The organism is Methanoculleus chikugoensis, assembly GCF_019669965.1.
Classification (GTDB): domain Archaea; phylum Halobacteriota; class Methanomicrobia; order Methanomicrobiales; family Methanoculleaceae; genus Methanoculleus; species Methanoculleus chikugoensis.
Genome location: NZ_AP019781.1, coordinates 831,155 through 854,279, shown reverse-complemented (window position 1 = coordinate 854,279; position 23,125 = coordinate 831,155). Strand labels below are relative to the sequence as shown.

23 protein-coding genes are annotated in these 23,125 nt (G+C 62.4%); 12 read left to right on the top strand and 11 right to left on the bottom strand.

Annotated elements, in window-relative coordinates; all coding sequences use genetic code 11:
• Positions 1 to 40: 40 nt before the first annotated feature.
• On the bottom strand, positions 41 to 1,330 hold the full coding sequence (gene hxlA / locus MchiMG62_RS04430; RefSeq protein ID WP_221058054.1) for a 3-hexulose-6-phosphate synthase: 1,290 nt from the start codon (positions 1,328 to 1,330) through the stop codon (positions 41 to 43).
• Between the two features lie 103 nt (positions 1,331 to 1,433).
• Between hxlA and MchiMG62_RS04425 the strand changes: the two genes are divergently transcribed.
• Positions 1,434 to 2,396 carry a TIGR03557 family F420-dependent LLM class oxidoreductase gene (locus MchiMG62_RS04425; RefSeq protein WP_221058053.1) on the top strand — a complete coding sequence of 321 codons (963 nt, stop codon included), beginning with the start codon at positions 1,434 to 1,436 and terminating at the stop codon, positions 2,394 to 2,396.
• Between the two features lie 555 nt (positions 2,397 to 2,951).
• Here the strand turns inward: MchiMG62_RS04425 and MchiMG62_RS04420 are convergent.
• Together MchiMG62_RS04420 and MchiMG62_RS04415 are read right to left on the bottom strand one after the other, a co-directional pair.
• Positions 2,952 to 3,299: a P-II family nitrogen regulator gene (locus MchiMG62_RS04420; protein WP_221058052.1), complete on the bottom strand. Its 348-nt coding sequence runs from the start codon at positions 3,297 to 3,299 to the stop codon at positions 2,952 to 2,954.
• A gap of 10 nt (positions 3,300 to 3,309) precedes the next feature.
• A complete protein-coding gene (locus tag MchiMG62_RS04415; protein WP_221058051.1) occupies positions 3,310 to 4,503 on the bottom strand; it encodes an ammonium transporter in 1,194 nt (397 codons plus the stop codon).
• Between the two features lie 145 nt (positions 4,504 to 4,648).
• On the opposite strand from MchiMG62_RS04415, the gene MchiMG62_RS04410 reads away from it, so the two are divergent.
• Positions 4,649 to 5,197 (top strand): DUF2115 domain-containing protein, encoded by a 549-nt coding sequence (locus tag MchiMG62_RS04410; RefSeq protein ID WP_221058050.1) that lies wholly within the window; start codon positions 4,649 to 4,651, stop codon positions 5,195 to 5,197.
• 38 nt (positions 5,198 to 5,235) lie between these two features.
• On the opposite strand, the gene MchiMG62_RS04405 is transcribed toward MchiMG62_RS04410, so the two are convergent.
• The 5 genes from MchiMG62_RS04405 to cobT form a co-directional block, all read right to left on the bottom strand.
• Positions 5,236 to 5,766: a nitroreductase family protein gene (locus MchiMG62_RS04405; RefSeq protein ID WP_221058049.1), complete on the bottom strand. Its 531-nt coding sequence runs from the start codon at positions 5,764 to 5,766 to the stop codon at positions 5,236 to 5,238.
• A 76-nt stretch (positions 5,767 to 5,842) separates the two neighbouring features.
• A complete protein-coding gene (locus MchiMG62_RS04400; RefSeq protein WP_221058048.1) occupies positions 5,843 to 7,039 on the bottom strand; it encodes a TraB/GumN family protein in 1,197 nt (398 codons plus the stop codon).
• Positions 7,032 to 7,574, bottom strand: coding sequence for a YkgJ family cysteine cluster protein (locus MchiMG62_RS04395; RefSeq protein ID WP_221058047.1), 543 nt, complete (start codon positions 7,572 to 7,574; stop codon positions 7,032 to 7,034). The genes MchiMG62_RS04400 and MchiMG62_RS04395 overlap by 8 nt, the downstream gene beginning before the upstream one ends.
• Positions 7,562 to 8,116 (bottom strand): GMP synthase subunit A, encoded by a 555-nt coding sequence (locus MchiMG62_RS04390; protein ID WP_221058046.1) that lies wholly within the window; start codon positions 8,114 to 8,116, stop codon positions 7,562 to 7,564. Before MchiMG62_RS04390 ends, MchiMG62_RS04395 begins: the two co-directional genes overlap by 13 nt.
• 39 nt (positions 8,117 to 8,155) lie before the next feature.
• The gene (cobT, locus tag MchiMG62_RS04385) at positions 8,156 to 9,172 is read right to left on the bottom strand and encodes a nicotinate mononucleotide-dependent phosphoribosyltransferase CobT (RefSeq protein WP_221058045.1); all 1,017 of its coding nucleotides are present in this window, start codon (positions 9,170 to 9,172) and stop codon (positions 8,156 to 8,158) included.
• Positions 9,173 to 9,400: 228 nt separating this feature from the next.
• Between cobT and MchiMG62_RS04380 the strand changes: the two genes are divergently transcribed.
• From MchiMG62_RS04380 to MchiMG62_RS04370, 3 genes are read left to right on the top strand one after another with little or no spacing between them, the layout of a single operon-like run.
• Positions 9,401 to 9,844 (top strand): phosphatidylglycerophosphatase A, encoded by a 444-nt coding sequence (locus MchiMG62_RS04380; protein ID WP_074369288.1) that lies wholly within the window; start codon positions 9,401 to 9,403, stop codon positions 9,842 to 9,844.
• On the top strand, positions 9,841 to 10,551 hold the full coding sequence (gene cobS, locus MchiMG62_RS04375) for an adenosylcobinamide-GDP ribazoletransferase (RefSeq protein ID WP_221058044.1): 711 nt from the start codon (positions 9,841 to 9,843) through the stop codon (positions 10,549 to 10,551). The genes MchiMG62_RS04380 and cobS overlap by 4 nt, the downstream gene beginning before the upstream one ends.
• 37 nt (positions 10,552 to 10,588) lie before the next feature.
• Positions 10,589 to 11,470, top strand: coding sequence for a ferredoxin-like domain-containing protein (locus MchiMG62_RS04370; protein ID WP_221058043.1), 882 nt, complete (start codon positions 10,589 to 10,591; stop codon positions 11,468 to 11,470).
• 75 nt (positions 11,471 to 11,545) lie between these two features.
• Here MchiMG62_RS04370 and MchiMG62_RS04365 read toward each other — a convergent pair whose 3' ends face one another.
• On the bottom strand, positions 11,546 to 11,848 hold the full coding sequence (locus tag MchiMG62_RS04365) for a hypothetical protein (protein ID WP_054848184.1): 303 nt from the start codon (positions 11,846 to 11,848) through the stop codon (positions 11,546 to 11,548).
• 177 nt (positions 11,849 to 12,025) lie between these two features.
• On the opposite strand from MchiMG62_RS04365, the gene tuf reads away from it, so the two are divergent.
• The 3 genes from tuf to MchiMG62_RS04350 are packed head-to-tail and all read left to right on the top strand — an operon-like array spanning position 12,026 to position 15,319.
• Positions 12,026 to 13,303, top strand: a complete 1,278-nt coding sequence (tuf, locus tag MchiMG62_RS04360) for a translation elongation factor EF-1 subunit alpha (RefSeq protein ID WP_221058042.1) — start codon at positions 12,026 to 12,028, stop codon at positions 13,301 to 13,303.
• A 30-nt stretch (positions 13,304 to 13,333) separates the two neighbouring features.
• Positions 13,334 to 13,642: a 30S ribosomal protein S10 gene (gene rpsJ / locus MchiMG62_RS04355; RefSeq protein ID WP_011843573.1), complete on the top strand. Its 309-nt coding sequence runs from the start codon at positions 13,334 to 13,336 to the stop codon at positions 13,640 to 13,642.
• A gap of 12 nt (positions 13,643 to 13,654) precedes the next feature.
• On the top strand, positions 13,655 to 15,319 hold the full coding sequence (locus MchiMG62_RS04350; protein WP_221058041.1) for a flippase activity-associated protein Agl23: 1,665 nt from the start codon (positions 13,655 to 13,657) through the stop codon (positions 15,317 to 15,319).
• Between the two features lie 498 nt (positions 15,320 to 15,817).
• On the opposite strand, the gene MchiMG62_RS04345 is transcribed toward MchiMG62_RS04350, so the two are convergent.
• Entirely contained in the window at positions 15,818 to 16,903 is a 1,086-nt protein-coding gene (locus tag MchiMG62_RS04345; protein WP_221058040.1) for a hypothetical protein, read from the bottom strand.
• Positions 16,904 to 16,912: 9 nt separating this feature from the next.
• Complete coding sequence (locus MchiMG62_RS04340) at positions 16,913 to 18,079, bottom strand: tubulin/FtsZ family protein (RefSeq protein WP_074369281.1); 1,167 nt, start codon at positions 18,077 to 18,079, stop codon at positions 16,913 to 16,915.
• 114 nt (positions 18,080 to 18,193) lie between these two features.
• On the opposite strand from MchiMG62_RS04340, the gene MchiMG62_RS04335 reads away from it, so the two are divergent.
• From MchiMG62_RS04335 to MchiMG62_RS04320, 4 genes are read left to right on the top strand one after another with little or no spacing between them, the layout of a single operon-like run.
• Positions 18,194 to 19,426, top strand: a complete 1,233-nt coding sequence (locus MchiMG62_RS04335; protein WP_221058636.1) for an NAD(P)/FAD-dependent oxidoreductase — start codon at positions 18,194 to 18,196, stop codon at positions 19,424 to 19,426.
• Positions 19,419 to 20,138 (top strand): dolichyl-phosphate beta-glucosyltransferase, encoded by a 720-nt coding sequence (locus MchiMG62_RS04330; RefSeq protein ID WP_221058039.1) that lies wholly within the window; start codon positions 19,419 to 19,421, stop codon positions 20,136 to 20,138. Before MchiMG62_RS04335 ends, MchiMG62_RS04330 begins: the two co-directional genes overlap by 8 nt.
• Complete coding sequence (locus MchiMG62_RS04325; RefSeq protein ID WP_221058038.1) at positions 20,122 to 21,102, top strand: lysylphosphatidylglycerol synthase transmembrane domain-containing protein; 981 nt, start codon at positions 20,122 to 20,124, stop codon at positions 21,100 to 21,102. Before MchiMG62_RS04330 ends, MchiMG62_RS04325 begins: the two co-directional genes overlap by 17 nt.
• Positions 21,092 to 23,092, top strand: a complete 2,001-nt coding sequence (locus tag MchiMG62_RS04320) for a Chlor_Arch_YYY domain putative glycosylation protein (RefSeq protein ID WP_244987795.1) — start codon at positions 21,092 to 21,094, stop codon at positions 23,090 to 23,092. Before MchiMG62_RS04325 ends, MchiMG62_RS04320 begins: the two co-directional genes overlap by 11 nt.
• Positions 23,093 to 23,125 lie beyond the last annotated feature (33 nt).

Here is a 23,125-nt window from a genome sequence, read left to right as displayed (position 1 = left end):
CCTGTGTCACGCCTTCAGATAAAGGCAGGGGCGCCGCCGGTCAGTGCCGTTTCTCCCATTTCAGGAGTTCGGAGACCTCTGAGAGCGTCTTTCCGCGCCGGATCTCCTCCCGGATCCGCTCTTCGGTCTTTTTGACCTCCACCGCGCGCCGGGCAACCTCGTACGCGCGCTCCCGGGGAACCACCACGACCCCGCTCTCGTCGGCGACGATCCAGTCTCCCGGCCGCACCTCCTGGCCGCAGCAGGTGATCTCGGTGTTGATCTCCCCAAGACCCTTCGGGTCACCGGCGTTCGGGACAGTCGCCGTGGCGAAGACCGGGAACTTCATCTCCCGGATGTCGTCGACGTCCCGGACCGCTCCGTCGATCACGACGCCGGCAACCCCCCGGTTCTTCGCAGAATGGGTGGCGAGTTCCCCCCAGGGAGCGACGTCCGTCCTCCCGTCATTGCTGGCGACGAGAACGTCGCCAGGCCCGGCAAGATCGATCGCCTCGACGGGTTTTGCCCAGTCCCCGGCGACAGTCCGGACGGTCACCGCCCGGCCGACCGCCTTTACCCCGCCGCAGATCGAGACGATCCCCGCCATCGCGCCCTTCCGGTGCATGGCGTCGGTGACGTTCGGTGCGGAGACCGCTTCGAAGAGGCGGCGGATAGCAGCCTCCGGGCTCTCCTCCTCCCGCTGCCGGACTTCCGGCCGGTCGATGGCCTCCCTGACCTGCCGCGCCGCCCCGGTCACGTCGGCGGCCTTGACGATGTTCCCTCCCACGATGACGACCGAGGCACCTGCGGCGACCGCCTCGGATGCGGTTGCTGCATCGAGCCCGCCCGCAACGGCGATCGGGACGCCCACCTCTCCTGCGAGGCGGCGGAGGAGGTCGAGCGACGATCTGCCGATCATCTGCTGGTCGATGCCCACATGGGCGTTGATGTAGTCGACACCGAGCGCGGCAAGTTCCCGCGAGCGGGAGACGGGGTCGACGACGTTGATGAGGTCGGCCATGAGCCGGACGCCGTACTTGCGGGCGGAGCGCACCGCCTCGACGATGACGGCATCATCGGCATCGGCGAGGATGCAGACGATCCCGGCGCCGGACTTCGCCGCCATCTCCACCTCGACGGCCCCGGTATCGGCGATCTTCATATCCGCGACGATCTCACGATCAGGAAAACGTTCCCGGAGCGTCCGTACGGCCTGCATCCCCTCGCTCTTGATCAGGGGTGTCCCGACCTCGATCCAGTCCGCACCGCCACGGACTGCTTCACCTGCGATCTCAACCGCACGATCGAGCTCGAGGAGATCGAGCGCCACCTGGAGAGTAGGCGTTGCCATGCAGTACAGTATGGCGAGGGTTCTATTTATCTGGTGCCGGGCCGGGGGAAACCTATATCCCATGAGATGCTTGAGGTGGCCGGCGACACGGATGTGATGACGGATGGTCGAGATCGGTTATAAACTGGCATGCGAGGAGCACGGCCCCCTGGAACTCGTCTGCAACGCCCGCCAGGCGGAAGATGCCGGATTTACGTTTGCCATGATATCGGATCACTACCACCCCTGGACGAGCAGGCAGGGGCAGAGCCCGTTTGCCTGGGGCGTGATCGGCGGCATCTCGCAGGTGACGGCGGATCTCCGACTGGTGACGGGCGTCACCTGCCCGACGATCCGGATCCACCCCGGGATCATCGCCCAGGCCGCCGCAACCGCCGCCATAATGATGCCGGGACGGTTTGCCCTCGGCCTCGGGTCGGGTGAGAACCTCAACGAGCACGTCTTCGGCAGCCACTGGCCTCCGGCGCCGGTCAGGATCGAGATGCTCGAAGAGGCGGTGGAGGTGATCCGGCTGCTCTGGAAGGGCGGGATGCAGGACTATTACGGCGCCTTCTACACGCTCGAGAACGCACAGGTCTTCTCGCTCCCGGAGGATCTCCCTCCGATCTACATCGCGTCCGAAGGCCCGATCAGCGCATCCATGGCCGCGCGGGTCGGAGACGGGTTCATCAACCCTGGCAGCAACGCGGAGAAGAACCTCATCATCTTCCGGGACTCCGGGGGCGCCGATAAACCGGCATACATCGAGAACTCGGTCTGCTGGGCCCAGACCGAGGAAGAAGGGCAGAGGACCGCATACGAACAGTGGCCGATTCCCGCAAACGCCGGGGAACTCAACCGGCTCCTCCCCACGCCGACCCACTACGAGCAGGCGGCGAAGATGGTGACGCCGGAGGACGTGGCGAAGCATGTGGTCTGCGGGCCCGACCCGGAGGCGCATATCAGGAAGATCGAGGAGAGTATCGGGAAGGGGTTCGACCACGTCTGCATCCACCAGATCGGGGGCCAGCAGCAGGAGTTCATGGAGTTTTACACAAAGGAGGTTCTGCCGCATTTTGGGAAGTAGGAGGGGGAATGGAGGGTTTTGGAGGCACAAACCCTGGCGAGGGCAAGCCGTGGTAGGCGGAAAACACCAGTGATTGTGGGTCTTGCCACGTAAAAACCTACAAATGAGGAGGGATCCCAGTGCAGTGGACCGTGGGAGTATCGCCATGGGGGAGGGGCTGACGGGGGGGGCGTGCCCCCCCCCCCTGTCTCCAACTCATACCATTGATGCTCAAACTCACCGTGTTAGCATCCCCCGTCAACCCCCACCCCGCCCGGCCTCCGGCCTCCTCATTCGCACCTGCGGTGCTTAAACTCCTGCTGTTCCAGCAGTCGTTCCCCGCCCCAAGGGGCGGGGGCAGTGCGTGGCGATACCCCATGGAAAGCCGTGCATGAGTTGTGATTGACCGGAGGACACGAACCCATGCGGAAGATGACGTTCCTCCAGGAAAGGAGTTCAAGCACCGACAGTATAAATGGCGACGGGTCAAAGGTGCGGCAGACAGCACGTCTAACGTGCAGACACTATCAAAGATTAAATCCCAGGCAAAACCCCTCCAAAAAACCCAAAAAAAAGTTACGCTTCCTCCGGATCCTCCAGCTCCTCCAGATCCGTCCGCACCCGACAGATGCTCTCCACCGGCAGGACGAAGATCCTGCCGTCGCCGGGCTTGCCGGTACGGCCGTTCGCCCGGCAGATACCGATGACCCTGTCGACATCGGCATCCCTGACGACCATCTCGATCTTCACCTTCGGGATGAGTTCGACCGGCACCGTCTTTCCCCTGAACTTGAGGGCAATACCCTTCTGCGCCCCCCGCCCTATCACTTCGCTCACGGTCATCCCATAGATGCCGCCTGCCTCGAGTGCCGTCCTCACGGCATCGAACATCTCGGGCCGTATGACTGCGGTAACCATCTTCATCCGCACCACCTCACACCCGCACGGACTCACCGTGCTGGGCGATGTCCAGTCCGACATACTCCTCTTCCTCGGTGACCCGCAGGCCCATCACCGTATCGACGACCTTTGCGATGACGTAGGTCACGCCGAACGAGTAGGCCACGACGATGGCCACATCCACAACCTGGATGAGGAACTGGGTCGGGTTCCCGTAAAGCAGACCGTCCACGCCGCCGATAGCCGCGACCGCAAAAACTCCAGTTGCGAGGGCGCCGAAGATGCCGCCCATGCCGTGGATCGCCCAGGCGTCGAGGCTCTCGTCGAGCCCCTCCCGAACCCGGAAGAGCAGCGCGCCGTAGCAGACGAGACCGGCAGCGGCCCCGATGGGAATCGCGGCTATGGGTGTGACGAATCCGGCCGCCGGAGTGATGGCGACGAGCCCGGCAATCGCTCCGCTGATGATCCCGACCGATCCGGGCCTGCCGCGAACCCAGGCGGCACAGAGCCAGGCGAGTGCCCCGGCAGCGGCGGCGATGTTCGTCGCGATGAACGCGTTCGCTGCAAGGCCGTCCGCGGCGAGAGCGCTCCCGGCGTTGAACCCGAACCACCCGAACCAGAGAAGCGCCCCGCCGAGGAGGACCATCGGGATGTTGTTCGGCTCCATGCCGTGGCCGCCGAACCCGAGACGCTTCCCGATGACGAGCGCGAGCGCCAGCGCCGAGAAGCCGGAACTGATGTGAACGACCGTGCCGCCGGCGAAGTCGAGCGCACCGAACTGGGCCGCCCATCCGCCGCCCCATGCCCAGTGGGCAAGCGGGTCGTAGACCAGCGTCGTCCAGAGCAGACCGAAGACGACGAAAGAACTGATCTTTATCCGTTCCGCAACTCCAGACGTCACGATTGCAAGCGTGAGTCCCGCAAAGACCATCTGGAAGGCCGCAAAGAGTAGATCGGGGATGCCGTAACCTTCCATTCCGACGCCCTGCAGGAGGGCGTACTCCAGGCTCCCGATCAGCCCGTTGATGTCGGCGCCGAAGGAGAGGCTGTAGCCGCAGACGACCCACTGGATGCTGACGAGGGCGAACGCGATGAACGAGAGCGCGATCATCGAGATGAAGTTCTTCCGGCGCACCAGCCCGCCGTAGAAGAGCCCCACTCCCGGGGTCATCAGCATGACCAGTGCCGTACAGACCAGGATAAACGCCGTAGCGCCGGAGTCAATCATGCCCCGGCCCCCGGCTCACCCACAAACTGTTCTCGTCATTCATCGGAAGGAAGATTCCTTCCAATGCATATAATTTTTTCCACAGCCTGCGTACGGCATGAAAGGACTGATGCATCTGCAGGCACAATCATATCTCCGAGATGCGATGAGCACAAGGGGAGATGTCCGCCGGGTCTGCGCCCGCCTGCGGTCGGCAGGGACCAGGAGAGAACTCACGACGATCCTCTACCGGGAGGTGTCCGGCTACTCGCTCTTCGACCTCCAGGAGATGCGGGCGCGGGTGGAGCGCGACCTCCGGTCCGTCCCCGCCGGATACCGGCGCCGGCTCTACCCGAGCGTGATGGAGCAGATCTTCGAGACGCACCATACCCTCATCTCCGCCGCCCGCCGGGGAGATCTGGAAGACGGGGAGAGGCCGCTCCCGGGGGAATACCGGGACTTCTGCGACATGGTCGAGAAGACGTGCCTTGCCGGAGGCGAGGAGGAGCGGCACCTCGAACTCCTCTACTTCCTCCTCGCCGCCTTCAACATCTTCGTCCTCGACCGCCCCGCCCACCCCGTGGGAACGCCGTTTCCCGGCGGGTTCGAGGTCGAAGTCAGGAACGGGGAGTACCTCTGCCCGGTCAGGGAGAAGGCCGACGACGTCCCAAACGCCCTCTGCCCCTACTGTCCGGCAAAGCAGAGCGACGGATGAAGAAGAAGGCGTGAAAAAAGAAGTTCCGTTATACGATCCTACTCTTCTTCCTCGTAGCGCTCGAAGAACGTGACCTCGTCAAGAAACTTCTTCGTCTTTATCTGGATCTCCTCGGGGTATCCTGCAGGCACGAGCGATACAAGCGTATACTCCTCCGGGACGTTGAGAAGTTTCCGGACGTCCTCGGCGTAATCCTTCTTCTCCCCCGCCACCCAGCAGGTTCCGACACCCCATGCCTGGAGCGCGAGGAGGAGCTGCATCGTCGCCGCACAGCAGTCTTCGAGGTAATACTTTGCATCCCGCTTCCCGAAGACGACGAAACAGATCGGCGCATCGGCGATAAACCTGGCGTTCTCGGCGAGATCGGCAATCGCCCGCAGCGTCTCGCGGCTCTGGACCGTCCCGAAAAGCCAGGGCTGCTCGTTTCGTGCGGTCGGAGCAAGGCGCGCGCAGTCCAGGGCGTCTTTGATGATCTTCTCCTCAATGGGATTGTCCTTGTACTTCCGCACGCTGTGCCTGCTCCGTATCACGGTGACACCGAGATTGACCGTTCCACCAATCGGACTCATGCAACGATGGTGGGCACTCCCGGCCTAAATACCTTGGGGAAACGGATGAGGGGAGGGCTCCAGCAGAAAGGCCGCCCTAGAAGAGGCCCAGTATCATCTGGAGCATGTTCGAGAAGCCGTCGGTGATGACCACCATCGGATCGACCCCAAGGATCGGGAAGATGAACAGGAAGTACGTGATTGTCCCGAGCGTGCTCCCCACGTTCGTGAGAGCTGCAACCAGCACTACCCGGAAGAGCGGGATCCGCCGCATCTCCGAGAAGGTCTCGGCAGCGATGATCTGCCGGAAATCCCCGATAGCAGGTTTGCGAATCTTTGCCTCGACGATGGCGGCGAACCATCCTGCCGCAAGCAGCGGGTTGAGCGACGTCAGCCAGGAGACCGCAAACGCCGTGGCAGCCGAGAGAGGGTGTCCGCCGGCTGCAAGCGCGAATACGGCGCTCAGGACGCCGTTGATCACGATCCAGTAGAGGAGAGCGGTCAGCAGGACGTCAATCCCCACGCCCGAGAACGCTATCGCGGCGATCAGGAGGAGGAAGAGGAGGGTGACGGCAGCCCCGATGATCTTCGCCCACGGCAGACTCTTCACCCCGGCGGTCAGGGTCGGGAGCGGCGGCAACATCTCCGGGGCGTCCAGGTAGCGTTGCACGCCCTGGATATGCCCGGCGCCGACGACGACAAGTACCCGCTCGTACCGGCCGGTGAGCATCAGGACCTGGTGGGCCAGATAGGCGTCCCGTTCGTCGATCAGGGCCTGGGCGCCCCGGGGAGAGAACTTCCGGAACTCCTCCATCGCGGCGCTCACGACGTCCTGGTCCGTGAACTCGTCAACATCGATCTTCTCGCCCTCGACGCTCACAAGCGAGTAGATCAGGGCTCCGACGAGTTTGATCTTCTCCCAGATACCCATCTTGCCCCAGAACCGGGCAAGCGTGATCCGGATATCCCGGTCGATGAGCGCCACAGGCTTCTGGTGTGCTTCAGCCTCCTCGATGGCGGCGATCATCTCGGCACCGGGCTTCACGCCGGTTTCTGCGCCGATTCGTTGCTGGATGTAGGTGAGCACCCACTGAACGAGGAGCTGGCCGAAGTTCCCGCCTTTCAGGATCTCCGCCACCGAGGGTTCGGCCGTCTCCTGGGTGAGCGATATGAATCTTCCCCGGTCAAGCTCGACGCCGACGATATCGGGCTGGAACTCTTCGATGGCGGATCGAACCTCCTCAACGCTCTTCTGCGAGACGTGGGCCGTCCCGACGAGACGGATCTCAGTCATGGAGCACCTTCACGCCCTCGCTGTCGATCACGGCGCGCTTCCCCGGCGGCACCACCGCTTCATGGAAGACGGCGCGGATACCGGCCTCCTCCACCGTCTCGGCGGCCTGCCGCCTGCAGAGGTCGGTCGCCGCATCGCGCGCATCGCAGGGGGAGAACCGCGCACCGAGGCCGGGACACTCCGATACCGCGAGGTCGTCGTCCACCAGCATGAACGGATAGGTGCGGCAGATCCAGGGGCGGTGAGCATAGATCGAGCACCGCCCGTCCCGGAGGAAGATGCAGGCATCGACCGTTCGCCTGAGGCACCATGCAAGAGTGTACTCCCCGCCGCCATCGGCACCGATGAAGTCGGGATAGGGCTCGGCAACCTCGTCCCAGGCCATACCGGTCGCCGCCATGATTGCCCGGACCTCGGCAGGACTCACCAGCACGAGGTTCGAGTCCTCCGCGACCCGCCGGCAGCAGCCGCCGCATCCCCTGCAACGGAATCCAATCGACCCGAGTTGAGCCGCAACGTCATCTACTCCGAGCATATCCTGTCAAAATTCTCAAAGAGAAGCCTTCCGTTGACGGTATGGCTGACCTCCGGGTGCCACTGGATCCCGTAGAGGTGTTCACCGGGAGATGCGATCGCTTCCACGTCGCAGATGGACGATCCTGCAAGCCGGACAAACCCTTCCGGCACAACCGAGACCTCGTCCGCGTGCGATGCCCATACCCGTATCCGGTCGGGGTAGCCCTGGAGAAGGGAACTCTGTTCGAGGATCTCGACCTCGACGGCACCGAACCCGCCGCTCGCACCCCGGCGGATCGCGCCCCCACGGGCCGTCGCCATGATGTGCAGCCCAAGACAGATCCCGAGGACGGGGAGACCGAGGTCAATGTAGGCAGAGGCGACGCCGGCACGCGCAAGGGTCGGGCCGCCACCGAGGATGACTCCCCGGCAGCCCCGGGCGACCTCGGCCGGCGGCGTCTCATTTGAGATCATCGTGGCTTCGATCTCCATGTCACGGAGCGTCCGGAGGATCAGATGATTGAACTGCCCGTAATTGTTGACCACATAGAGTGGAAGCATTGCTTATAGATGGATGTAAAAGGGTAAATAGTCCTTCCCTCAGGAGTACTTCCTGACGAAATCGAAGACTTTTCGGGAGATCTCTTCGGGCTCGTGACCCATGAGGTAGGCGAGCGTCAGGGCTCCTCCGGCCCCCATACCCTCCTTGACCTCGCCGATGCAGTAGCGGGCGAGCCCGACGTGGCCGATCTCGGCGAAGTTCGGGTCGACGTAGTATGCGGCGGTGCCGACATCGGCAACCGACCGGACGAATCCGGCGGACGGATCGTCCCTGACGTAGACCGTCGTCGCGAGGTGCGGCACCCGTTTCCCGAGCGCTTTCAGGACGGCCGCAACGGCAAGCATCTGGGTTCCGCCCGCAAAGAGGATGTCGCCGGTATAGGTGCTCGCGATCCCCGCCGCAACCGGCATCATAGGGTCGCCCGCAGCACGCAGGATCGCGAGAGGCCCTCTCGCACCCGTCGCGTCGATCCGGGCGAGCGCTTCCCGGCAGATGGTGTCTTTCAGGCCGAGGGGGTTCTTCGCAAACGCGCTGCTGACCGAGGCGTCGTAGCCGAGCGCCCGCAGAACGCAGAGGGCGGTGGTGGTGCCGCCGGGGACGCACTCCCCGAGCATCAAAAAGTCGCTGTACTGAGCAAGAAGCCTGCCGACCATCTCCCCCCGCTCGAAGAGGGCAGCCGCCTCCGGCACTGCGTCCTCCGTTCTCGGATCGCCGCCGGGGCTCCCGTAGACGTCAAGGCAGGGGACGGTGGGAGTATGGGCGAGCCCCGCGTTGATGATGACGGGGCATAGCCCGGTCAGTTCCACCATCGACCGGGTGATGCTCGCCGGCGTCGGGCACCCCGTGGGGGTGTTCGGCCGGGCCGCGACACTCGTGATCGCGCCGGTCGTGACGAGCTCCGCGTCCAGGTTCGGTGTCAGCAGGGTCTTTTCGGGGGTCGGCCCTGCGCCCGACACGCCGGGGACGGTGGAGAGCATGGTGTTGCCGAGGACGAGTGCCAGCATCGGGCGCTCGGGCCTTATCTGCAGGTCTTCTGAGAGGAAGGGATGAGACATTATTACAGGGTAGGCGCCGCAGAATAGAAGAGGTTGCCGTCGGGGCGTGCGGGAGGAAGGCAGGGGTCGGACGTGAGCGTGGAGGGGGCGCGCAGTGGCCGGGTGTGGCGGAGCGTCGCGGTCGCACCCGGTGCTCCGCTCCAGCTCCGGCTGCTCGAACCGGACGGTGCGAGCGCCCATCGCTAATACCAAACTCCAAAATACCTCCCCTACCCTAATACTTGAATAATGTTCGAGATAGAGCGCAGACTGGAAGAGAAGGGCATCGTAAGGGGAGATATCGTCGCTGCCGCGATGGAACTCTACGTTCCCCACGGGATAGAGGCGGATGAGGCCGCGCGCAGGCTTGACGCAAAGATCGGGAAGGCACTGGAGGACCCAAACATTTCATCGCTCCTCCTCGGCGCCCTCCTGCTCGAGGACGAACTCTACGTAAAGCGGAAAGACTCCGAGATCGCCGACGACCCGGTCTTCCTCCTCTCCGACGAGATCATCGGGATGGCCATCGCCGAGGTGATCGGGGGGACCTATGCGCGGTTTGAGTTCACCCGCTACGACCAGAAGAAACCGGGGATCCTGGGCAACCTCGGGCCGTTCCTCGACGACGCCGTCGCCGGGCTGATCGCGGGCTGCACGTCGCGCCTTTACAGCGAGTCGATGGGATCGGTGTGAAGTCGGTCCTCGCCCTCCTGCAGTTCTGCACCTCCCTCCCCCTCGGGAGACCGGTCGAGTTCGAGCACTTTGCCCGCCGCTCCTACCTCTACCCGCTCGCCGGGTACGTCATCGGCGGGATAGCGGCCGGAATTACCTGCTGGATAGCGTCCCCCGTAGTGGGTGCGGTCGTCGCTCTCGCGACGGTGCTCGTCCTCTCCGGGTGCAACCACTTCGACGGCCTGCTGGACTTCGGCGACGGGCTTATGGCCCACGGCAGCCGGGAGAAGAGGGTCGCGGCCATGACCGACCGGACGACCGGCGCCGGAGCGGTCGCGGCGGGGATCGTCGTCACGCTTCTCGCGTTCGCCGGGCTCCAGGCCGCCGCGCACCTCCCGGCGGCCATCCTCATCGCCGAAGTCTGCGCAAAGGTCGCGATGTCCTGGCTCACCACGCTCGGCGCGCCGTTCCGGGAGGGGATTCACTCCTACCTCCACGGGTTTGCAAAACCGTGGTTCGTCGTCCCGGCCTTCCTGCTCGCACTGCCGCTCTTCCTGCTGCCGGTGCCGCGGGCGAATATCGCGCTCGCCCTCGCCGCTACGGTCGTCATCGCCGCACTGATGCTCGCTCTCTCCCGACGGCTTTTTTGCGGCGTCAACGGCGACGTCGTCGGCGCGACGAACGAGATCGTTCGGGCAGGGATCATTCTCCTCCTCGCCCTCCTGTAATCACCTTTTTTATCCCGGCGGCCGCTACTACTGTAGAATGATACAGGACCATACCCTCTACTCCCGGGGAGGGATCATCACCGAGCGAAACGCAGACTATGCGACGGTACGGCTGCGGATTCCGGCAGGAGTTCTCTCCGCGGCGCAGGTCAAGCAACTCGGAAAAATCAGCGAGAAGTACGGTGACGGCTCGCTCCACCTCACCATGCGCCAGACCGTGGAGATCCCGCACGTGAACCCCGACAACCTCGCAAAGATCGCAAAAGCCCTCGAGAAGAACGGGACGCCCATCGGGGCGGAACAGAACGAAGTCGTCAACGTCATGGCCTGTCCGGGCACGGAGCGATGCAAGTACGCCAACTGCGAGACGATCGACCTTGCCCGGAAGATCGACGAGCGGGTCTTCGGGAAAGAACTCCCGATCCGGCTCCGCATCGCCATCTCCGGCTGCACCCATATGTGCAACAGCCCGCTCCTCAACGACATCGGGATCATCGGCAGGATCCGGCCGTTGCGCACTCCGGGGCTCTGCACGGGGTGCGGCACCTGCGTGGAGTACTGCAGGGAATGCGCCATAAAACTGAAGAACGGCATATCGGTTCTCGACGAGAGCAAATGCGTCCAGTGCGGGATATGCATCCACTCCTGTCCCTACCACCTCCTGAAGTCCGAGTACGCCCACTACCAGATCATGGTCGGCGGCCGGCGCGGAGCCTCTCCCACTACGGGAAAAGAACTCGTCACCGTTGAGACGGAAGAAGAGGTCGTCGAGGTCGTCGACCGCATCGTCTACTGGGTCTACCGCACCGCATGGAGCGGCCGGCTTCTCGCGGATCAGATGGACGAGATCGGGTACGACAGGTTCGCAGAAGGGATCCGAAGAGAGTTCGGGCAGAACGACCCTGCCGAGGAGGAGTGAAGGATAGCCCCGTGCGCCGGCGCCGGAGGCGGTAACAGGCCGATGACCGCCCCGGTGAAGAACCGGCACCGGGATCTACCGGCGGTACATTGAAGCGAACCCTTCGCCCGCGTCATCATCGCACTCGATAGCAGTGCCGTCCCGGACAAGGGTATTGAACATCATGGCTGCGTTGAGCAGGTTCTCGTCCGGATTTCCACCTTGCTGAACGCCGGAGAAAGCCTGGCGCTGCGGCGTCGGGATCGTCCGCTTGCCCACCCGGACACCCGCACAGTGCCTGCAGTAGCCACAGTGGGAGTGAACCGAGACCTCGCGATCTGCGCATGCTACCTTCACCCGGTCACTTCCATCGTCACGGTGAAACTCAAGTATCTTCATGGTACGAGGAACGTAGATTTCCCGAGAATAAGATTCTGTCGATTACCGGGGTTTTTTGAAGCGTGCGCGCTACTGGCGCGCATAGAAATGCTTTATATGGAAGACGTCCTACGTATAAGATACTCGCATAAGCAGGCTGTTCGAGCTGACACGCCTATTGAGTGGAGGATACAAACTATGGCAGCTGAGAAGCCCCACATGAATTTAGCAGTAATCGGACACATCGACCACGGGAAGTCTACCACCGTCGGTCGGTTGCTCTTTGAGACCGGAGCGGTACCGCCTCACATCATCGAGTCGTTCAGGAAGGAGGCCGAATCCAAAGGCAAGGGCTCCTTCGAGTTCGCCTGGGTGATGGACAGCCTCAAGGAAGAGCGTGAGCGTGGTATCACCATCGATATCGCCCACAAGCGGTTCGACACGGACAAGTACTACTTCACCGTCGTGGACTGCCCCGGCCACCGTGACTTCGTCAAGAACATGATCACGGGCGCATCCCAGGCAGACGCCGCGCTGCTGGTCGTCGCCGCACCCGACGGCGTGATGGAGCAGACCAAGGAGCACGTCTTCCTCTCCCGTACGCTCGGCATCAACCAGCTGATCATCGGCGTCAACAAGATGGACGTCGTCAAGTACGACGAGAAGCGCTTCAACGAGGTCAAGGAACAGCTCTCCCAGCTGCTCAAGATGGTCGGTTACAAGCCCGACGCCATCAGCTTCATCCCGATGAGCTCGTTCGTCGGCGACAACATCGGGAAGCTCAGCGAGAACACTCCCTGGTACAAGGGCCCGACGGTGCTCGACGCACTCAACGCGCTCACCGAACCCGAGAAGCCCACGAACCTGCCCATGCGTCTCCCCATCCAGGACGTCTACTCCATCTCCGGTATCGGGACCGTCCCCGTCGGCCGTGTCGAGACCGGTATCATGAAGAAGGGAATGAAGGTCAGCTTCATGCCCGCGAACAAAGAGGGTGAGATCAAGTCCATCGAGATGCACCACGAGGAGATCCCGCAGGCACTTCCGGGCGACAACGTCGGGTTCAACGTCCGCGGTATCGGCAAGGGCGACATCCGCCGTGGCGACGTCTGCGGTCCCGCCGACGTACCCCCGACCGTTGCAGAGGAGTTCATCGCTCAGATCGTCGTGCTCCACCACCCCAGCGCCCTGACCGTCGGTTACACCCCGGTCTTCCACTGCCACACCGCCCAGATCGCATGCTCCTTCGTTGAGCTCATGAAGAAACTCGACCCGCGGACCGGCCAGGTCAAGGAAGAGAACCCCACGTTCCTCAAGACCGGCGACGCTGCAATCGTCAAGATCCGGCCCACCCAGCCCATGGTCATCGAGAAGGTCAAGGAGATCCCGCAGCTTGGGCGGTTCGCGGTCCGTGATATGGGATCCACCATTGCGGCAGGCGTGTGCATGGACATCACACCCAAGCAGATGAGATAAGAAGATACCTATAATTTTTTGGTGGTTAACATGCAGAAGGCCAGAATACGTCTTTCCGGAACTGATTTCGAAAAAATCGAGATGGTCTGCGACCGGATCAAAGAGATAGCAGAGCGTACCGGCGTCAATCTGGCAGGTCCGATCCCGCTGCCCACGAAGAAACTCGTGGTCCCCACCAGGAAGAGCCCTGACGGCGAAGGTACCGCAACCTGGGATCGCTGGCAGATGCGGGTGCACAAGAGGCTCATCGACATCGATGCCGACGAGCGTGCGCTACGCCAGCTGATGCGCATTCAGGTTCCAAAAGACATCGGCATTGAGATTGTGCTGGAGAGCTGAGGTGAGTGCGGCGTGAAGGCCGCCGTGTTCGCGGCAAGGTTCCGTGAACGACTCCCGTTCGAGGGGCTTTTTCTCCTCATACTTCTGGCCACAATTATTCTTCGTTTTTACTTTCTAGATCTGAAACTCTACCACCACGACGAGGCTATTCACGCGTGGTTCTCATACAAACTCCTGACCGAGGGGGCCTACATCTACGACCCCATGTACCACGGGCCGTTGCGTTACTACGTCACGGCCGGGATGTTTGCACTCCTCGGTGACTCCGACCTCGTGGGCAGGCTCGTCCCGGCACTGCTCGGCACCCTGCTTGTCCCGTTGCTCTACCCGATCTACAAGCTCGGGTACCTCGACAAGAAGCAGACCCTGGTAGCGGCGCTCTTCATCGCCATATCGCCGAACATGGTCTACTTCTCACGGTTCCTCCGTGACGATCCCTTCATCATCTTCTTCACGATGGTGCTCCTCGTCGCTCTCCTTTACTACTTCGAGCGAGGGCAGATGCGGTATGCACTCATCGCCGGGACGGTGATCGGCCTCGGGATATCCACGATGGAGAACATGCCGATCGTCATCCTGATCTTCGGGACATACCTCCTTTACCTGGTCTGGACGAGAAAGGTTCGGCTCCCGAAGCGCTGGGTTCGGGATCTCGCGCTCGTCGCCCTCGTTGTCTTCGGGATCATGGCGGCCTTCTACTCTTCGTTCGGCGCCCATCCGGAGATGATCGTGACCTGGTGGCTCCGGGCCATCGAGCACTGGACCGCCATGCATCAGATGCAACGTCTCGGAGGGCCGCCGTACTTCTACATCCTGCTCTTCATCCTCTACGAGGTGCCGATCCTGATCCTCGCCGTGGTCGGGACGTTGCAGTTCATCGATATCCGCGGGATTATCACCCGCCGGAGAGAGAGGGGAGAGCGTCCGGCAGAGCTCCCCGGTGAAGAAGCAGCGGACGAGGCCGCCGGAGTTACAGCCCCGCCCACCCTTCAGGCACCGGGCTGGAGGGACCGGCTCCGCGAGATCCTCTCAGGCACCGGTGAAATCCAACCGGTCGACCGGCAGAAAGAGTTTGCGCGGTTCGCCATCTTCTGGATGCTCCTCTCGATTACAGCCTACGCCTACATCGGCGAGAAGGTGCCATGGCTGATCCTCCACCAACTCCTGCCCATGATCTTCGTCGCGGTCTATGCGATGACCACGAAGAAGGCGGTCATCGCCGTCGCGGCAAGCGTCTTCCTGATCGTCATGACGTTCCACGTGGCGTACACCCCGGCGGATATCAACGAGCCCATCGTGCAGGTGCAGAACTCCGAAGACCTGCGGGAGGTCTTTGCGAAGATCGATGCCGCGGATAAGGTGGCGGTTGCGACCGACTCCTACTGGCCGCTGCCCTGGTACTACCGGGGCGACCGCGCCTCGAAACTCGCGTATTACAGCCAGAAGGTGAGCGAGCAGACGATATACGGAGGAGACTTCGATCTCGTGATCACCCACGATGCCGATACCTACCCGACTCTCGAAGGCTACGTGAAGGAGACTTATCGGCTGAACTACTGGTTCTCGTACGAAGAGAATAAGGACAGGCTGCTTGAGTATTACTTCCTGCGGGACGGAAAGGTGGGGAGCAGGAACCTCGAGGTCTTCTCGAAGGTTCCCGCAGGGACGACTGCCTGACACCCCTTTTTCGGTTCAGCGGTAGAAGATCTAGGTTCCCCACATCTCCTTCTTCTCCTCAAAATCTCCCGGAGTTCTCAAGACTCGGATTCTCGCGCTTCGCGTCCTTCGCGTGAGGCTCTATCACTCCCTTGTACTGAATACTCACGCGAAGCCGCGAAGAGCGATGGGCGGAACGCCCGGAGCTTGAGCACCGCAGGTGCGAAGAGCGCGAAGTTCGGTATAATCACCTGCAACTCCCCTTCGCGGCTTCGCGTTCTTCGCGCGAGTTAAATGGGCAAAGATAGCAATATGGCTTCACGCGAAGCCGCGAAGAACGCGAAGGGAGGTCGATGGTTTGACCTCTTGAAGATTACCTCAACCGTTTTAGCGAAGTACTGGGGTTTTAGATGACAACAAGCAGTAGGGTCAATGGACTTTACCAGGAGCGTTGGACGCTACTCACGCCGGAGAACAGGTACAAAAGATGAGGGTGCGAAAAGAGGGCGGGTGTCAGGGCTATCCGAGTTCGTCCCAGCCGGTCTTCTTCCGGTATATCACGACGCCTGCGACGATAAGGACGATGATGACCCCGATGCCAATGTAGAGGAGGAGGTTACCTCCAAGATTGAATCCTTCGCCGATCTTCTCCTTGAGCGCATTCGCATCGGCCAGAGCCTCGTTCGCCTTATTCAGGCCGTCCCCTGCCTTCGACCGCGCCAGCGGATAGTTCTTGCCGTTCAGGTTGTCCTGTGCCTGGGAGTAGAACTGGACGGCGCTCTCCCGCTTGGTCATGATGGCGACCACCTGCGGATCGGCACTCATGGAACGGTTCTCGACGAAGTAGGTGATCATCCCGTCGAGGGACTCGATCGCCGCGCCGGTGTCGGCGACTGATTTCTCGGCCCATGCCTTATCGAGGAGCGCAATCCCCTCGTCGATATCTTTCTTTGCGGTGGCGATGTAACTCGCCGCCTGCGACGGGCCTGCAGACCCGGCGCTGGTGAGCGCCTGGCTCGCGGCGTTGTACCTGGCCTGGACGGCGGCGACATCCACGCCCTGTGCGGATTTCTCATCGAGATCGGCCTTCAGGTCTTTGAGGCGCTGCTGCTGGGCGGCAAGAGAACCCTCGACCTGGGCCGAATTCACGACGTCGCGGGTCACGGAGTGAGTGTCCTTCACATCTTTGTCCCGCAGGTGCTCGATCTTGGTCACCAGAACCTTTAAGCCCCCGGTCGAAGGGACAACGCCCCGCACCTGGGCATCCAGCTCGATATCGCCCTTACCATAGGAGATCTCGAACTCCGTCAGAACCGGGTAGTACCCGGTCTTCTTGGTGGTGTAGATGGCGACCCCGTCGCGGTAGACGATGAAGTCCCAGACAGGGTTCTGCAGCCCGGTGCTGAACTCGAATGACTCGTCGTTCCCGCCATCGGTGAGCATATCATAGGTGAGCACGTAGCGCGCGGTCACCTGCTGACCGGGTTCGAGAGCGCCGCTTGCGGGGTTGACGGTCTCGGTCTTGACGTCGAACGCCGATGCTGCCTGCGCGACACAGACCAGTGCCAGCAGGAGAATGAACCATCTGCTGATGTTTGCTTTCATAGCGCATCCTCACTCGAACAGCGGCTCTATGCCGTCGTCAAACATGGTCGAGCGTTTTTCCTTAGACTTGAGGACATCTTCCTTCGTGGACTTGGCAATCTCAAGAAGTTCGGTGATCCGGGGAGCGTTCCCGATCGTCGCGAGAACCACCACCGCGGCGATGTAGTCGCTCTGCACCGGGTAATCCCCGCCACGCACCTCGACGCCGGCGATATTCTCCTCCACCCAGCTCTTCGACTTCTCGACGCCCTTCCTATCCATCTCATCCGGCGGTCCCGCGAGAAGGACGAGACCGCGCTCGGCCGTCGAGTAGTCGCACGGCAGGGTGAGACGCCCGAGCATGGCACGCCGAACAAGAGCGATGATCTTCGCCGACTTGTCCTCGCCGGTCAGGACTTCCTCGGTCTTCTCCTTCTTGCGCACCAGGCCGGAGAGGAGCCCCTGGCTCTGCTTCGTACGGGGGCTGATCTTCTCGCTGATGGCGTATCCGACAGAACTGATGCCGCCACCCCGGAGAGTGTTGATGACCTCGCTCGAATCCACAACCATCTCGCCGACGCCGGCCTTGCCGACCTCGCCTGCACGGAAAAGCACTCCGAACCGGCGGACGATCTCGTCGTTCAGCCGGTTATACGCATCCTTGACGCTCTCTCCTTCATTCTTCCAGGCACTATTGTCGAAGATGAAGGTATTATCCGCCTCGTTCACCAGGGTGCTCAGGGAACGCGCTGCATTGTAGGAATAGAGTCGGCCTTCCTCGGGGGCAGGCAGGATGCCGATCGCATAGACCGGTTCCCGGTAGATGCGCTTTAAGTGGCGGGCGAGGACCGGCGAACCCCCTGAGCCGGTTCCGCCGCCGAGGCCGGCGATGATGACAAAGGCATCGATGTCGTGCGTACCGCGCGAATCGATGGCGTTGATAATAGCATCAATCTCATCGGCGGTCACCCGCGCACCGGTCACGTTGTCGGTCCCGACACCATGGCCTTTCACCACGGTCTGTCCGATCAGGAGCCGATCTTTAAGTTCGATGTTTTTCAGCCCCATCAGGTCGGTACGCGCCGTATTTACGGCAATCCCCCTGAAATTCTGGGTCTGCATTCGTTTGTCCTGTTCGATGAACATATCGACAATTTTGCCCCCAGCCTGACCGAATCCTATGAAGAAGACCCTCATTCAGCTTCACACCCTCATAATGACTAATTAATTATATCCACGCTTATGTATAAAGACCATGCATACAATATAACCCAAAAGTGTTCTTATAATTTTCATACGTAGGGATAAATGATGAAGATCTGCGTTGTGGGGGGAGGTCTGTCCGGTCTGGTCTCGGCTCTCGAACTCGCCGGGACACACCAGGTAGATCTCTTTGAGCAAAGGCCCGTTCCGGGCGGCTGCCTCGGTTCGTACCGGATCGGCGATTACTGGATCGAAGAGTATTACCACCATTGTTTCGCCGGCGATGCCGCCCTGCTCGACCTCTTCGATACGCTGCAGGTGGCGGATCGACTGGTATGGCTTCGAGGTTCCACCGGCTACTACGTCGACGGAACCATCCACCCGCTCACCACCCCGACCGAGATCCTGCGCTACCCCCATCTCACTCTCATGGAAAAGGCCCGCCTCGGGCTGCTGACGCTGCGCTCCCGCCGGTTGGACGTCTCGGCGCTCGACGGGATCACGGCCAAGGATTTCATCCTGGATAACCTCGGTTCCGGGATATACTCCTCGTTCTTCGAGCCGCTCTTAAAGAGCAAGTTCGGCGACCGCTCCGGTGAGGTCTCCGCCGCCTGGCTCATATCCCGTATCGCCATCAGATCCGACCGGGGTGCCGGGGGTGAGCGCCTGGGATACCTGAAAGGGGGTTTCCGGCACTTCGTTGCGCGGCTCGAAGAAGAGGCGACACGACGGGGCGCCTCGATCCTGCCGGACACTCCCGTCGAGGAGATCCAGCGGGAGGGGAGCGAATGGGTCGTCAACGGAAGATCGTATGACGCCGTCGTATCGACGCTCCCCCCGCAGGTGACTGCAGACCTTGCCGGTCTCGATATCGCCGAAATACCCTATCAGGGCGCCGCCTGCATGACCCTCGCACTCGACAGGGACGTGACCGACGGCATATACTGGCTGAACATGAAGGATGCGGCTCCTTACGGTGCGGTGGTCTCGCACACCAACTTCGCTCCGTTCGAGTGGTACGGCGAGCATATCGTCTACCTTGCATCCTACTTCACCGGCAGGCTCCCGGAGGGATTCGAGCAGTCGATGCTTGCCGACTTCTGCCGCCGGTTCTCCGTCGACGAGGACGAAGTGCACTGGCACCGGCTCGCGGTCGACCCGTATGCCGGCCCGGTCTACACGACGGGGCTCCGCAACCGCCTGCCCGACTACGAAGAGCACGGACTCTTCCTCGCCGGGATGTTCAGCCCTCCGAACTACCCGGAGCGGAGCATGAACGGTTCGGTCGTTGCCGGGCAGGAAGTAGCAAAGAGGGTTCTCGCGAGGTATCCGGATGCGTGAGATCGAGGTGAGCGCCGTTCTTCCGGTCTACAACGATCTTTTAGCGCTCAGAACCGCCATACCACAGTCGCTCGAAACATTGGAGGCGATCGCTCCGGGGAGGTTCGAGTTGATCGTCGCCGAGGACGGGAGCACCGACGGGAGCACCGAGTTCGTCAGGGAGCGCGAGGCTAACGATCCCCGTATCCGCCTGCTCCATTCCGACGAGCGGCTCGGGCGGGGACGGGCGCTCAACCGTGCATTTTCCGGGGCGTTGGGATCGATCGTCTGCTACTACGACGTGGATCTCGCGACCGACATGCGGCACCTCCCCGAACTGGTTGACGCCATCCGCAACGGCAACGACATTGCAACGGGCTCCCGCCTCCTTCCCGAGAGCGTCATCGTACGGAGCGGCGGGCGGGAGATCGCGAGCCGCGGCTACAACACGCTCGTCAGGACGATCCTCGGAAGTTCGCTCTGCGATCACCAGTGCGGGTTCAAGGCGTTCCGGCGTGACCGCCTTCTCTCCCTGATCCCGTCGGTGACCGCAGATCACTGGTTCTGGGACACCGAGGTGCTGGTTCGGGCGCAGAAGAACGGCTACCGGATACAGGAGTTCCCCGTGCAATGGCGGCAGGGCGAGGGGACGACGGTACGGAGGAAAGACGTAGTTGAGATGGGATCGGCGATTCTTCGCCTCTGGTGGCGCCTCCATGTGGAAAAAAATTAGCGCTGTCGTCATCCCCACCCTGATCGCGGTCGGAATCGTCGCCTACATGCTCTACCGCGTATGGGACGACCTCCTGCTGACGCTCGAACATGCGGTGCTGCCGTTCCTCTTTGCCGCCGTCGGGATCTGCGTCACTGCCTGGATCCTCCGGGGGTACCGGTACCGGTTCATCCTGCAGGGGCTCGACATCAGGAAAGGCCTCTGGTTCTCGACCGCCTGCATCTTCATCTCCCAGACGGCGAACCTCATCGTCCCTGCGCGTCTCGGCGATTTCGTGCGGATGCTCATCCTGAAGCACGAGGATGACGCCACCTACTCGCAGGGGTTCTCGTCCCTCGTCGTCGAGCGTGTCTTCGATATCCTGATGGTCGCGGTGCTCGGTGCCGTCGCGCTCCCGTTCGTCCTCGCGGTACTCGACGTACCCGACTGGTTCATCACGGTCATCGTCGTCCCCCTCGCCGCAGGAGGCGTCTTCTTCGCCGTGCTTCTCCGGTCGGGCAGGATAGAGTCGGGGAACCGGATTATCGCCGCCATCCAGAGGATGCTCGACGAAGTGAAACGGGCCTCCCTCAATCCCCGGGCCCTCGCCGTGCTCAGCGGCTCATCGCTCCTGATATGGCTCGTCGATGTGCTGGTCTGCTACGCGGTCGTCCTGATGTTCCAGGCGCCGGTTCCATTCGGCATCGTCGTCCTCGCGATCGTCATCGGCAACCTCGTCAAGGCTGTTCCGATCACCCCGGGAGGAGTGGGCACTTACGAACTCGCGCTTGCTCTGACGTTCGGGATCGCGGGAACCCCGGCGGCCACGGCAACGCTGATAGCGGTCATCGACCACCTGATCAAGAACCTGGTCACGCTCGTCGGGGGCGTCGGGTCGATCTACTACTTCGGCGACTGGTCGATGAATCTCTTGAAAAGAGCATTCAACAGGGAGATCGAGACGGAGGATACGTTTGGCGGTTGAGTTTATCGTTCCCGTGCTGCTCTGGCTTCTCGTCGTCAAGATGCTTCATCTCGCCGTCTGGCCGGCACTCGACCGCACCCTCGGCAACCTCTCGGCAGCCGCGGCATACCCGGCATCGATCCTCCTCTTCACGCTCGGTACGTGGTACCTGGGACTGACGGGCCTTCCGATCGTGCTCGCCATTCTGCCGTTTGCGGTCGCAATCGCGTACGCAGGGTCGCGCCGGTTCTTCACGCGGGAGCGGCTGCGGTCGGCGCTCACCTGGGACCTCGCCTTCCTGCTCCCCTTCCTCTTCATGCTCGAGGTGCGCTGGATCAACCCGAGCATCTCCTACGCCGAGAAGTTCATGGACCATGCGATCCTCGCCTCGATCATGCGGGCGCCCGCCGTCCCGCCGCTCGATCCCTGGTACGCGGGAGGGACGCTGGACGTCTACTACTACCTCGGCTACTGGACGGGGGGAGCGCTCGGGCTTGTATCCGGCGTGCCTTCTACGGTCGCCTTCAACCTCGTACTCCCGACGGTGCTCGGTCTTGCCGTCGTTGCGTTCTACGCCCTCGGACACCTCCTCCTCGACCGTTACCGGTGGCTCCCGGTGGTTGCGCTCTTCCTCCCGAACCTTTCGGCAATCTATCATATCCTGATCGGGGACGCCTGGTTCGACGTCCTCTGGGGGAGCACCCGGACGATCGAGAACACCATCAACGAGTACCCCATCTTCTCGATGCTCTGGGGCGACGTGCACCCGCACGTCATGAGTTTCTTCAACCAGGGGTTCCTGCTCTTTCTCCTGGTCTTCGCCTACCTGCGGTGGGGAACGCTCTCCATGCGGGGGCGGGCGCTCCTTTGCGGGCTCGCCGCCCTCTCCCTCGGGTCGATGCCCGGGTTCAACTCCTGGGACGTGCTGGTCTATGCCCCGGTCACGCTGGTCTTCGGCCTCCTGATATGGTGGCGCTACGGGAATCTTCGACCGGACAGCCTGAAGTCCTGGATGGTGCTTGCAACGGTGCCGCCGCTCGCGATCCTGACGTATCTCCCGTTCTACCTGCAGCTCAACAGCCCCGGCGTCGCGGGAGTTGCGATCGTCCCCACGCCCTCCGCACCGGTGGAGTTTCTCCTGGTTCACGGGTTCTTTCTCGCGGTGCTGATCGCGTACTGCGCTCCGGATATCCGGAGGCGCCCCTACCTCCTGCTCGCCGCGGTCCCGTTCGTGCTCGCCGGCTACCCGGCAGCGGCCATCGCCGCCGTTCCGCTGGTCTACCTCGCCGCCCGCCGCCGCTTTTCGGCCATCGATACGCTTGCCATGCTCGGGCTTGCGATCGTCCTCGTCACCGAACTCATCTACCTCGTGGACAACATGGGAGAGACCTACTTCCGTATGAACACGGTCTTCAAGTTCTACCTTCCCGCGTGGTTCCTGATGGGGACGGCAAGCCTCGCCGTCGTCGGGGAGTGGCTCCGGGGCGCCGGGATCGACCGGCACGTTTCCGCCCGGATGGAGAAGGCACTCCCGGTGCTGGCCGCCGTGCTCCTCCTCGCCGCGCCCTTCGCGATCAACGTCGACTTCGGCTACGGGAGCCATACTCTCGACGGGGCGGCATACCTCGAAGGTTCGCATCCCGGAGACGCGGCGGCGATCGCGTTCCTCCGAACCCTCCCCGGCGACCACGTCATCGTCGAGGCGGAGGGCGGCGACTACACCTACTACTCACGGGTCTCGTCGTTCACCGGAATCCCGGCCGTCATCGGGATGCCCTTCCACGAGTACATGTGGCGGGGCGACGAGGGCCGCATCAGCGAGCGAAGCGCCGACGTGCGGGCGATCTACGAGCAGCCCGGCCGGACCGTCGATCTTGCGCGGGCGTACGACGCCACCCTGCTCTACGTGGGTGCGGCAGAGCGCGAACGCTATGCCGTCTCGATCCCGACGGATGCGCTCGAACTCATCTACGACGCGCAGGGAGTCCAGATCTACCGGATCCCTGCATAAACCGTCTGCGACGACGTCCATGCGGGCCGGTGC

Excerpts from the sequence above, each read along its gene's own strand:
- hxlA (WP_221058054.1), bottom strand. The coding sequence starts at position 1,330 with ATGGCAACGCCTACTCTCCAGGTGGCGCTCGATCTCCTCGAGCTCGAT.
- MchiMG62_RS04425 (WP_221058053.1), top strand. The coding sequence starts at position 1,434 with ATGGTCGAGATCGGTTATAAACTGGCATGCGAGGAGCACGGCCCCCTG.
- MchiMG62_RS04420 (WP_221058052.1), bottom strand. The coding sequence starts at position 3,299 with ATGAAGATGGTTACCGCAGTCATACGGCCCGAGATGTTCGATGCCGTG.
- MchiMG62_RS04415 (WP_221058051.1), bottom strand. The coding sequence starts at position 4,503 with ATGATTGACTCCGGCGCTACGGCGTTTATCCTGGTCTGTACGGCACTG.
- MchiMG62_RS04410 (WP_221058050.1), top strand. The coding sequence starts at position 4,649 with ATGAGCACAAGGGGAGATGTCCGCCGGGTCTGCGCCCGCCTGCGGTCG.
- MchiMG62_RS04405 (WP_221058049.1), bottom strand. The coding sequence starts at position 5,766 with ATGAGTCCGATTGGTGGAACGGTCAATCTCGGTGTCACCGTGATACGG.
- MchiMG62_RS04400 (WP_221058048.1), bottom strand. The coding sequence starts at position 7,039 with ATGACTGAGATCCGTCTCGTCGGGACGGCCCACGTCTCGCAGAAGAGC.
- MchiMG62_RS04395 (WP_221058047.1), bottom strand. The coding sequence starts at position 7,574 with ATGCTCGGAGTAGATGACGTTGCGGCTCAACTCGGGTCGATTGGATTC.
- MchiMG62_RS04390 (WP_221058046.1), bottom strand. The coding sequence starts at position 8,116 with ATGCTTCCACTCTATGTGGTCAACAATTACGGGCAGTTCAATCATCTG.
- cobT (WP_221058045.1), bottom strand. The coding sequence starts at position 9,172 with ATGTCTCATCCCTTCCTCTCAGAAGACCTGCAGATAAGGCCCGAGCGC.
- MchiMG62_RS04380 (WP_074369288.1), top strand. The coding sequence starts at position 9,401 with ATGTTCGAGATAGAGCGCAGACTGGAAGAGAAGGGCATCGTAAGGGGA.
- MchiMG62_RS04370 (WP_221058043.1), top strand. The coding sequence starts at position 10,589 with ATGATACAGGACCATACCCTCTACTCCCGGGGAGGGATCATCACCGAG.
- MchiMG62_RS04365 (WP_054848184.1), bottom strand. The coding sequence starts at position 11,848 with ATGAAGATACTTGAGTTTCACCGTGACGATGGAAGTGACCGGGTGAAG.
- tuf (WP_221058042.1), top strand. The coding sequence starts at position 12,026 with ATGGCAGCTGAGAAGCCCCACATGAATTTAGCAGTAATCGGACACATC.
- rpsJ (WP_011843573.1), top strand. The coding sequence starts at position 13,334 with ATGCAGAAGGCCAGAATACGTCTTTCCGGAACTGATTTCGAAAAAATC.
- MchiMG62_RS04345 (WP_221058040.1), bottom strand. The coding sequence starts at position 16,903 with ATGAAAGCAAACATCAGCAGATGGTTCATTCTCCTGCTGGCACTGGTC.
- MchiMG62_RS04340 (WP_074369281.1), bottom strand. The coding sequence starts at position 18,079 with ATGAGGGTCTTCTTCATAGGATTCGGTCAGGCTGGGGGCAAAATTGTC.
- MchiMG62_RS04335 (WP_221058636.1), top strand. The coding sequence starts at position 18,194 with ATGAAGATCTGCGTTGTGGGGGGAGGTCTGTCCGGTCTGGTCTCGGCT.
- MchiMG62_RS04330 (WP_221058039.1), top strand. The coding sequence starts at position 19,419 with ATGCGTGAGATCGAGGTGAGCGCCGTTCTTCCGGTCTACAACGATCTT.
- MchiMG62_RS04325 (WP_221058038.1), top strand. The coding sequence starts at position 20,122 with ATGTGGAAAAAAATTAGCGCTGTCGTCATCCCCACCCTGATCGCGGTC.